Raw genomic sequence first — 6933 nt, 5'->3', positions numbered from 1 at the left:
CCGCGGGCAAAGCCGGTGTCGTTGCGCTTATATTGCAACGCGACGAGCTTGCGGATCAATTCGCGCTGATCAACGCTTTCGCCTGCTTTCAGGTCGAATATCATCGCCGAATAGGTTTCCACCGAACCGATGCCGTAAATACACGACACAGAGGCAACGATGATAACATCATCGCGTTCAAGCAACGACCGCGTCGCCGAATGGCGCATGCGGTCAATGGCTTCGTTTACGCTCGATTCCTTTTCGATATAGGTGTCGCTGCGCGGGACATAGGCCTCGGGCTGGTAATAGTCATAATAACTGACGAAATATTCGACGGCATTGTCGGGGAAGAAGCTTTTAAATTCGCCGTACAGCTGCGCCGCCAAAATCTTGTTCGGTGCAAGGATCAGTGCGGGCCGTTGCAACGCCTCAATAACTTTCGCAACGGTAAAGGTTTTACCGGAACCGGTGACGCCCAAAAGGACCTGATTCTTTTCACCGGTCAGCGCAGTCGTCACCAATTCTTTGATTGCGGTTGGCTGGTCGCCCGCGGGTTCATAATCGGAAACGATTTTGAAAGGGCGACCCCCTTCAAGCTTTGACGGGCGTTCCGGCCTGTGCGGGGTGAAGCTGCCAACCGTGTCCGGTTCTTCCAGCCCACGGCGGATAATCAATTCAGCCATGTTCGCTATATGTGCTGTAGCGGGTGCAAGGGCAAGAGTGTGTGGCGCCTTTATCTGAAAAACGTGGTCTATGTTGTCACTTGTGCCAAGGAACACCAAAACCACAAAAGGGGTTTTGATCGCCTGTTGCCTTTTTGATAAGTCAGGGACACAAGACGGACATGACAACAGAGCGAGAAAGACAACCCATGCACAAGTTCCTTTTATTGGGCGTTGCGGCGTTGGCGATTTCAGCCTGTTCGGACAAAGGCGCCGACACGGACAACAAAGAGCGCGCCGCCGAAATGGATTATGACGCGTTCATCCCGATGAAGGCCGGGCAGTGGGAAACCAAGTTTGTCTTCACCGACATTGACGTGCCGACGCTGGGCAAAGCGGAAAAGCAGCAGATCATGGATGAGGTCGCCAAGGGCGCGTCGAGCCGTAGCTGCCTGACGGAGGCAGAAGCCAAAAAGCCAAGTGCGGATTTCTTTGGCGGCAATGGCGCGGAGAAATGCGTGTATAAGGCATTTGACGTTTCGGGCCAAAATGTCCGGTTGAAGCTGTCATGCGGCATGGACGGCATGGGCAGTGTCGACATGGAGCTTGCGGGCGTCATGGGCGAAACCGCATTCAATTATGACAGCAAGTTCGATGTCCGTCTGCCGATGATTGGCAAGGTGAAGATGCAGGGCAAAGCAACCGGCGAATATGTAGGCGCCTGTCCGGCGGCATGATGCAGGGGATGAGACTGTCTTGGAACAGGACGCGGCTCGCGCCTCTCATCGCGGCTTTGTCTTTGTGTACGGCGGCGCTTGGCGGCTGTGCAACAACGCCTGCCTCGGCTGAACGCGTGCTTCCTGCGGCGGCGGAGGTGCGGGTTGATTTTACCGCTGACGGCATCACGCACGTTGCCGCGCAAGGCGATGCTGGTGTGGCAGGCCGTGCGGTAACGCTGGATGACCCTGCGCGCGTTGCTTCGATCTCGAAACTGGTGGTGGCCATTGGGGCGATGCGGCTGGCGGAACAGGGCGTGCTTGATCTTGACCGTGATGTCGGTCTTTATCTGGGGTGGCCGGTACGCAATCCGGCCTTCCCCGATGTGCCGGTGACGATGCGCGCCTTGCTGTCCCACCAAAGCGGGCTGCGCGATTCTGTCGATTATATCGTGCCGCTGGATGGCCAGCTGTCCGACGTCATTGCCAACCCAAAAGCGTGGGATGCTGCCCACCCACCGGGAAGCTATTTTTCCTATGCCAATATCAATTCGCCCGTGATCGCGGCGGTGCTGGAAAGCGCCACGGGCGAGCGGTTTGACCGGTTGATGGCGCGGCTGGTGCTGACACCGCTTGGGCTTGATGCCTGCTACAATTGGGGCGCGGGGTGCAGCGAGGGACGGCGTGCGCAAGCGGTCACTTTGTTGCGCCCAAATGGCGATTTGGCCCGTGATGCCGCCATGAAGGGGCCTGACCCTTGCGCGGTGTATCCTGCCACCAATGGCAGTTGTGATGTCGATGCGCTGTACGTTCTTGGGCGCAATGGTTCGGCGTTCAGCCCGCAAGGCGGCCTGCGCATTTCGGCGCGCGACCTTGCCAAAGTGGGCCAACTGCTTTTGCGTCAGGGCGCACCATTATTGTCGAAAAAAAGCTTCGCCGAAATGACAGGGCCAGTATGGACGTTCAATGGTTCAAATGGCGATGACGACAAAGGCTATTTCACGGCATATGGCCTTGGCGTGCATTGGTTGGAGGACAATGCGGGCAATCGATGGTTTGGCCATGTCGGTGAGGCATATTCGCTGCGTGCCGGGTTTTGGATTAATCCGGCGCAAGGCAAGGGATTTTACCGCTACGTGACGATGGTCGATGAATTTTCACCCGTCGGGCATTGCTTTGACCGGTGCCCGTGATAGCGTAGCATTCAAACCGAAGCGGCCTCACCCAACAGGGGACATTTGAGCCGCCGCATAACAGATACAATGGGGGACAATGATTATGATGAAAAAAACTTTATTGGGCGCGCTTTTGACAAGCGCACTGATGGCTACACCAGCTGCGGCCCGCCCCGATTATGCGGATGCCGTCAAGGCAGACTATGACAAGTCGCTCGCCAGCCTGTGGGACCATTTCCACCGCAACCCTGAACTGTCGTTCCGCGAATATAAGACTGCCGCCCGGATGGCACAGGAACTGCGCACCGTGCCTGGCATGATCGTGACTGAAAAGGTTGGCGGAACCGGCGTTGTCGGCATGCTGAAAAATGGCGATGGTCCCGTCGTGCTTGTCCGTGCGGACATGGACGGATTGCCCGTGCAGGAACGTTCGGGCCTCGCCAACAGCTCGACCGTCAGACAGGTTGGTGTTGATGGCCTTGAAATGCCCGTCATGCATGCCTGCGGCCATGATGTGCACATTACCTCTTTGCTCGGCACGGCACGGCAAATGGCGCGCATGAAAGACCGGTGGAAAGGCACGATCCTGTTCATCGTTCAACCCGCTGAAGAGCGCGTTGGCGGTGCCAAGGCGATGGTTCAGGACGGTCTATACACCCGTTTCCCCAAGCCCGATTACGCCCTTGCCTTCCATGTGGCAGCAGAATTGGAAACCGGTAAAATCGCAGCATCGGAAGGCATTCAATATTCGTCCGCGGACAGCGTCGACATCCGCGTTCCCGGTATCGCCACGCACGGCGCTGCGCCGCATCTTGGCCGTGACCCCGTCTACATCGCGTCGCAGATCGTTGTCGGCCTTCAGTCGATCATCAGCCGCGAAAAGGGCCCGTTGGACGCTGGCGTGATTACCGTTGGCGCATTCCACGCTGGCACCAAGCATAACATCATTTCGGAATATGCCGATTTACAGGTGACCGTGCGTGCCAATAGCCAAGCCGTTCGCGATCAGCTGATTGCTTCGATTGAGCGTGTGGCAAAGGGTATTGGCGCGGCGCACGGCCTGCCCAATGACAAACTACCTATCGTAAAGGTCAACGAAAGCACGCCCGTCACCGTCAATGACGCTGCGCTTGCCCGTCGCTTGAACGGTGCAATTGCGACGGCATTGGGTAGCGATGTTGTTGTGCCATTCCGCCAGACGAATATGGGCGCAGAGGATTTCGCGTTCTTCGTGGATCAGCAATTTGGCATCCCGGGATATTATTTCGCGGTCGGCGGGACAAATCCCGAATGGATTGCGGCTGCGAAAAATGGCGGACCAGCCGTGGCCGGTCACCATTCGCCCTTGTTCAAGATCGATCCCGAACCGTCGGTCCGCTTGGGCATCGAAGCGATGACGGCCGCCGCGTTGGATTTGCTGGGAACAGGCAAGAACTGATTGCGGTTATCTGGCAGGTTACGGAGCGGCGACAATGGCGCGAAAAAATCGCGATTTTTATGACTCTGACGAAGAGTCCATTGCGCCCGAAGTAACCTGCTGGCTGTGTTCGCGCCCGATGGGTGAGGTAACCGAATGGCATCATCCTGTGCCCAAGAGCCGGGGTGGCAAGGAACGGCAGCCGGTGCATCCGATTTGCCATCGCACCATTCATGCCAATTTCACCAACAGCGATCTCGAAAAGCGTTTTGCAACCGCTGATGCGTTGTTGGCGCATGAAGAAATCGGACGGTTCGTGGCATGGATTGCCAACAAACCGTCCGACTTTAATGCGCCGACGAAGGACCGGCGTTAGCCAGCTTTTTCAGGCATCATCGACGAGTGCAGATGGTCGATTTTCCACTTTCCATCTTCAATACGATAGATGAACGAATAACGGGCCTTGATGTCTGTTTTCGCACCCGTTGACGGGTCCGTTACGGTTACCGTCCAAGTGCCGAGCCGTGCTGCCATGTTGCAACCGATCTTGACCGTGCTGCTGTTGATGGTTCCAACTGGGCTGGGTTTTAGGAAACCGACGAAATAGTCACGAATAGCCGCATGGTCGGTGCGTGGCGTGTTGGAAACGGTCGCCAGCAGGACTGCGTCCTTTGTGAACAAGCTGGTGACCGTGTCCGGATTTTTGGATGCCCAAGCGTTGTTGAAATCATTGAACAGCGATTCCACTTGCGCTTGGTTGACGGCCGCGCACTGCATGGGTGCCGCGGTTTTAGCCTGAGCCGGAATGGCGATTACCGATGCAACTGCAACTGCACTTAACATAAGTTTATTCATCTCAGTTTTCTCCTCTTCGTCGCTAAAGTAAAAACTAAAGCGTGTGATGTGATTGATCCTGTCCGCGCGTTTTCCAGAGCGAAAAGAATATGCCTCCTAAAATCAGGCCAAAGGTGACGCCCAGGCTCAGGACGGGCGGGAACTTGTCGCCGTCCATCACAAAGTCTGAAACAAAGATCTTTGAACCGATGAAGACCAGAACCAATGCCAGCGCATATTTAAGATAATGGAAACGATGGACCATCGCGGCGAGTGCGAAATACAAGGCGCGCAGGCCCAAAATCGCCATGATGTTTGACGTGTACACAATGAACGTGTCGGTGGTGATGGCAAAGATTGCCGGTACCGAGTCCACTGCGAACACGAGGTCGGCGAGGTTGATAACGACCAGCGCGAGGAACAATGGCGTCGCAGCGCGCACCATCTTGCCGGTCTTGTCATCTGGTACCTTCACAAAGAACTTCTCGTCATGAAGCTCTTTGGTCACCCGCATATGCCGGGAAATAAATTTGACCACCGGGTTCTTGGCGACGTCCATTTCCTGATCGCCAGAAAACAGCATCTTGATGCCGGTTCCAATTAGGAAAGCCGCGAAGATATACAGCGTCCAATAATATTCCTGCACAATGGCAGCGCCCGCGGCAATCATCAGGCCACGCAAGACGATGACGGCGATAATGCCCCATAGCAATGCGCGGTATTGGTACTTTCGTGGAATCGCGAAGAAGGTGAAAATCAGGCTGATGACAAAGACATTATCAATCGACAGCGCCTTTTCGATGAAAAAGCCCGTGTAATATTTCATGCCCATGTCGGTCCCTTTTTGGAACCAGACCCAAAGGCCGAACAGCATCGCAATACTGATGTAAAACGCCGACAGCTTAAGGCTTTCGGCGATACCCATCTCTTTGTCTTCCTTGTGCAAAATGCCAAGGTCAAACGCGGTGAGCGTGATCACGATGCCGATAAAGGCCAACCAGAACCAAACCGGTGTGCCCAACCAGTCCATCATCAAAAATTCCATGAAATCATTCCCTGTATTGTACGTGCCGACGCCGCGCAGATTTAAACGCGCACGGCGTCAGCTTTCAAATATTAAGCCCTTTTAAGGCGTAGACGACGGCCAAAGGAGGTATGCGCGTGGCGCGCTAACCGATCCTTGATCGCTAGCTTCAGCCGTTTCAGTTTTTGGATCCGAAACACGTCTGGCCAGCGCCGAGAAATTTCGGCGCGCAGTTCGCGATCAATTTTTTGGTGATATTGCATCAATCGAAATGACGAAAAAGTCATCACTACATCCTCTTGAACATTGTTTAAGTTCAATCGGATGTTCCGGGCACAGACGAGCGTATTTCGGGGGGTTTGAAGACCGCCTGACCAGTGCACCGGAAACATCCGATGCGGCCGACATCACGTTCCTTCCGAAGAAGCGAAGCGCCAGAGGGGCCCGGTCCGCCCGCATCATCTGGAGTAAATCCGTCCGAATTGCAAGTCCGTTTTGATCGTCCCTACTCGGTTCGGCGAATTAATCCCTCAACAGGTCGTTGATTGCGGTCTTTGCGCGGGTCTGTGCATCGACGCGTTTCACGATGACCGCGCAGGAAAGATTTGGACCCGGGCTGCCGTCGGGAAGCGCTTTGCCCGGGAGCGAACCTGGCACAACAACCGAATAAGCCGGAACGCGGCCGACAAAGATTTCGCCGGTTGTTCGGTCAATGATTTTGCTGGTGGAACTGATGAAAACGCCCATCGAAAGCACTGCGCCTTCTTCGATGACGACGCCTTCTACAACTTCTGACCGTGCGCCAATGAAGCAATTGTCTTCAATGATGACGGGGCCAGCCTGCAGCGGCTCAAGTACGCCGCCAATGCCAACGCCGCCCGACAGATGGACATTTTTGCCAATTTGCGCGCAGCTTCCGACAGTTGCCCATGTGTCGACCATAGTACCTTCATCAACGCGTGCGCCGATGTTTACAAAGCTGGGCATCAACACAACATTCTTGCCGATGAAGCTGCCGCGCCGCGCGACGGCGCCGGGCACAACGCGGAACCCTGCGTCGCGGAAACGGCTTTCGCCCCATCCTGCAAATTTGGAAGGGACCTTGTCATAGGCAGGGGCGCCC

The 6933-nt window shown here is 55.5% G+C and carries 9 protein-coding genes; 4 read left to right on the top strand and 5 right to left on the bottom strand.

Annotation, left to right across the window (positions count from 1 at the left end):
* The coding region (locus ACIQ0G_RS09365; RefSeq protein WP_397577679.1) for a DEAD/DEAH box helicase family protein at window positions 1-665 on the bottom strand (665 nt) is incomplete at its 3' end.
* 188 nt (window positions 666-853) lie between these two features.
* Between ACIQ0G_RS09365 and ACIQ0G_RS09360 the strand changes: the two genes are divergently transcribed.
* From ACIQ0G_RS09360 to ACIQ0G_RS09345, 4 genes are all read left to right on the top strand, one after another.
* Window positions 854-1381, top strand: coding sequence for a DUF3617 domain-containing protein (locus ACIQ0G_RS09360; protein WP_397577678.1), 528 nt, complete (start codon window positions 854-856; stop codon window positions 1379-1381).
* Window positions 1382-1389: 8 nt separating this feature from the next.
* Entirely contained in the window at window positions 1390-2553 is a 1164-nt protein-coding gene (locus ACIQ0G_RS09355; RefSeq protein WP_397577677.1) for a serine hydrolase domain-containing protein, read from the top strand.
* 85 nt (window positions 2554-2638) lie between these two features.
* A complete protein-coding gene (locus ACIQ0G_RS09350) occupies window positions 2639-3973 on the top strand; it encodes an amidohydrolase (RefSeq protein ID WP_397577676.1) in 1335 nt (444 codons plus the stop codon).
* A gap of 34 nt (window positions 3974-4007) precedes the next feature.
* Window positions 4008-4328 carry an HNH endonuclease gene (locus ACIQ0G_RS09345; RefSeq protein WP_397577675.1) on the top strand — a complete coding sequence of 107 codons (321 nt, stop codon included), beginning with the start codon at window positions 4008-4010 and terminating at the stop codon, window positions 4326-4328.
* Here ACIQ0G_RS09345 and ACIQ0G_RS09340 read toward each other — a convergent pair.
* The 4 genes from ACIQ0G_RS09340 to ACIQ0G_RS09325 form a co-directional block, all read right to left on the bottom strand.
* Window positions 4325-4807, bottom strand: a complete 483-nt coding sequence (locus tag ACIQ0G_RS09340; RefSeq protein WP_397577674.1) for an SgcJ/EcaC family oxidoreductase — start codon at window positions 4805-4807, stop codon at window positions 4325-4327. The two genes, ACIQ0G_RS09345 and ACIQ0G_RS09340, sit on opposite strands and share 4 nt — an antisense overlap.
* Before the next feature lie 34 nt (window positions 4808-4841).
* Window positions 4842-5831 (bottom strand): TerC family protein, encoded by a 990-nt coding sequence (locus tag ACIQ0G_RS09335; protein WP_397577673.1) that lies wholly within the window; start codon window positions 5829-5831, stop codon window positions 4842-4844.
* A 71-nt stretch (window positions 5832-5902) separates the two neighbouring features.
* Window positions 5903-6073 carry a DUF465 domain-containing protein gene (locus ACIQ0G_RS09330; protein ID WP_395628203.1) on the bottom strand — a complete coding sequence of 57 codons (171 nt, stop codon included), beginning with the start codon at window positions 6071-6073 and terminating at the stop codon, window positions 5903-5905.
* A gap of 259 nt (window positions 6074-6332) precedes the next feature.
* On the bottom strand, window positions 6333-6933 hold a 601-nt coding region (locus ACIQ0G_RS09325; protein WP_397577672.1), incomplete at its 5' end, for a 2,3,4,5-tetrahydropyridine-2,6-dicarboxylate N-succinyltransferase.

The organism is Sphingorhabdus sp., assembly GCF_044354325.1.
In the GTDB taxonomy this organism is placed as follows: Bacteria; Pseudomonadota; Alphaproteobacteria; order Sphingomonadales; family Sphingomonadaceae; genus Sphingorhabdus_B.
The sequence above is the reverse complement of the archived record's forward strand: the minus strand, read 5'-3'. Positions and strand labels throughout refer to the sequence as shown.

What these genes read in the sequence shown, in the direction of transcription:
- ACIQ0G_RS09360 (WP_397577678.1), top strand. Translation starts at nt 854, where the DNA reads ATGCACAAGTTCCTTTTATTGGGCGTTGCGGCGTTGGCGATTTCAGCC.
- ACIQ0G_RS09330 (WP_395628203.1), bottom strand. Translation starts at nt 6,073, where the DNA reads ATGCAATATCACCAAAAAATTGATCGCGAACTGCGCGCCGAAATTTCT.
- ACIQ0G_RS09340 (WP_397577674.1), bottom strand. Translation starts at nt 4,807, where the DNA reads ATGAATAAACTTATGTTAAGTGCAGTTGCAGTTGCATCGGTAATCGCC.
- ACIQ0G_RS09350 (WP_397577676.1), top strand. Translation starts at nt 2,639, where the DNA reads ATGATGAAAAAAACTTTATTGGGCGCGCTTTTGACAAGCGCACTGATG.
- ACIQ0G_RS09345 (WP_397577675.1), top strand. Translation starts at nt 4,008, where the DNA reads ATGGCGCGAAAAAATCGCGATTTTTATGACTCTGACGAAGAGTCCATT.
- ACIQ0G_RS09355 (WP_397577677.1), top strand. Translation starts at nt 1,390, where the DNA reads ATGAGACTGTCTTGGAACAGGACGCGGCTCGCGCCTCTCATCGCGGCT.
- ACIQ0G_RS09335 (WP_397577673.1), bottom strand. Translation starts at nt 5,831, where the DNA reads ATGGAATTTTTGATGATGGACTGGTTGGGCACACCGGTTTGGTTCTGG.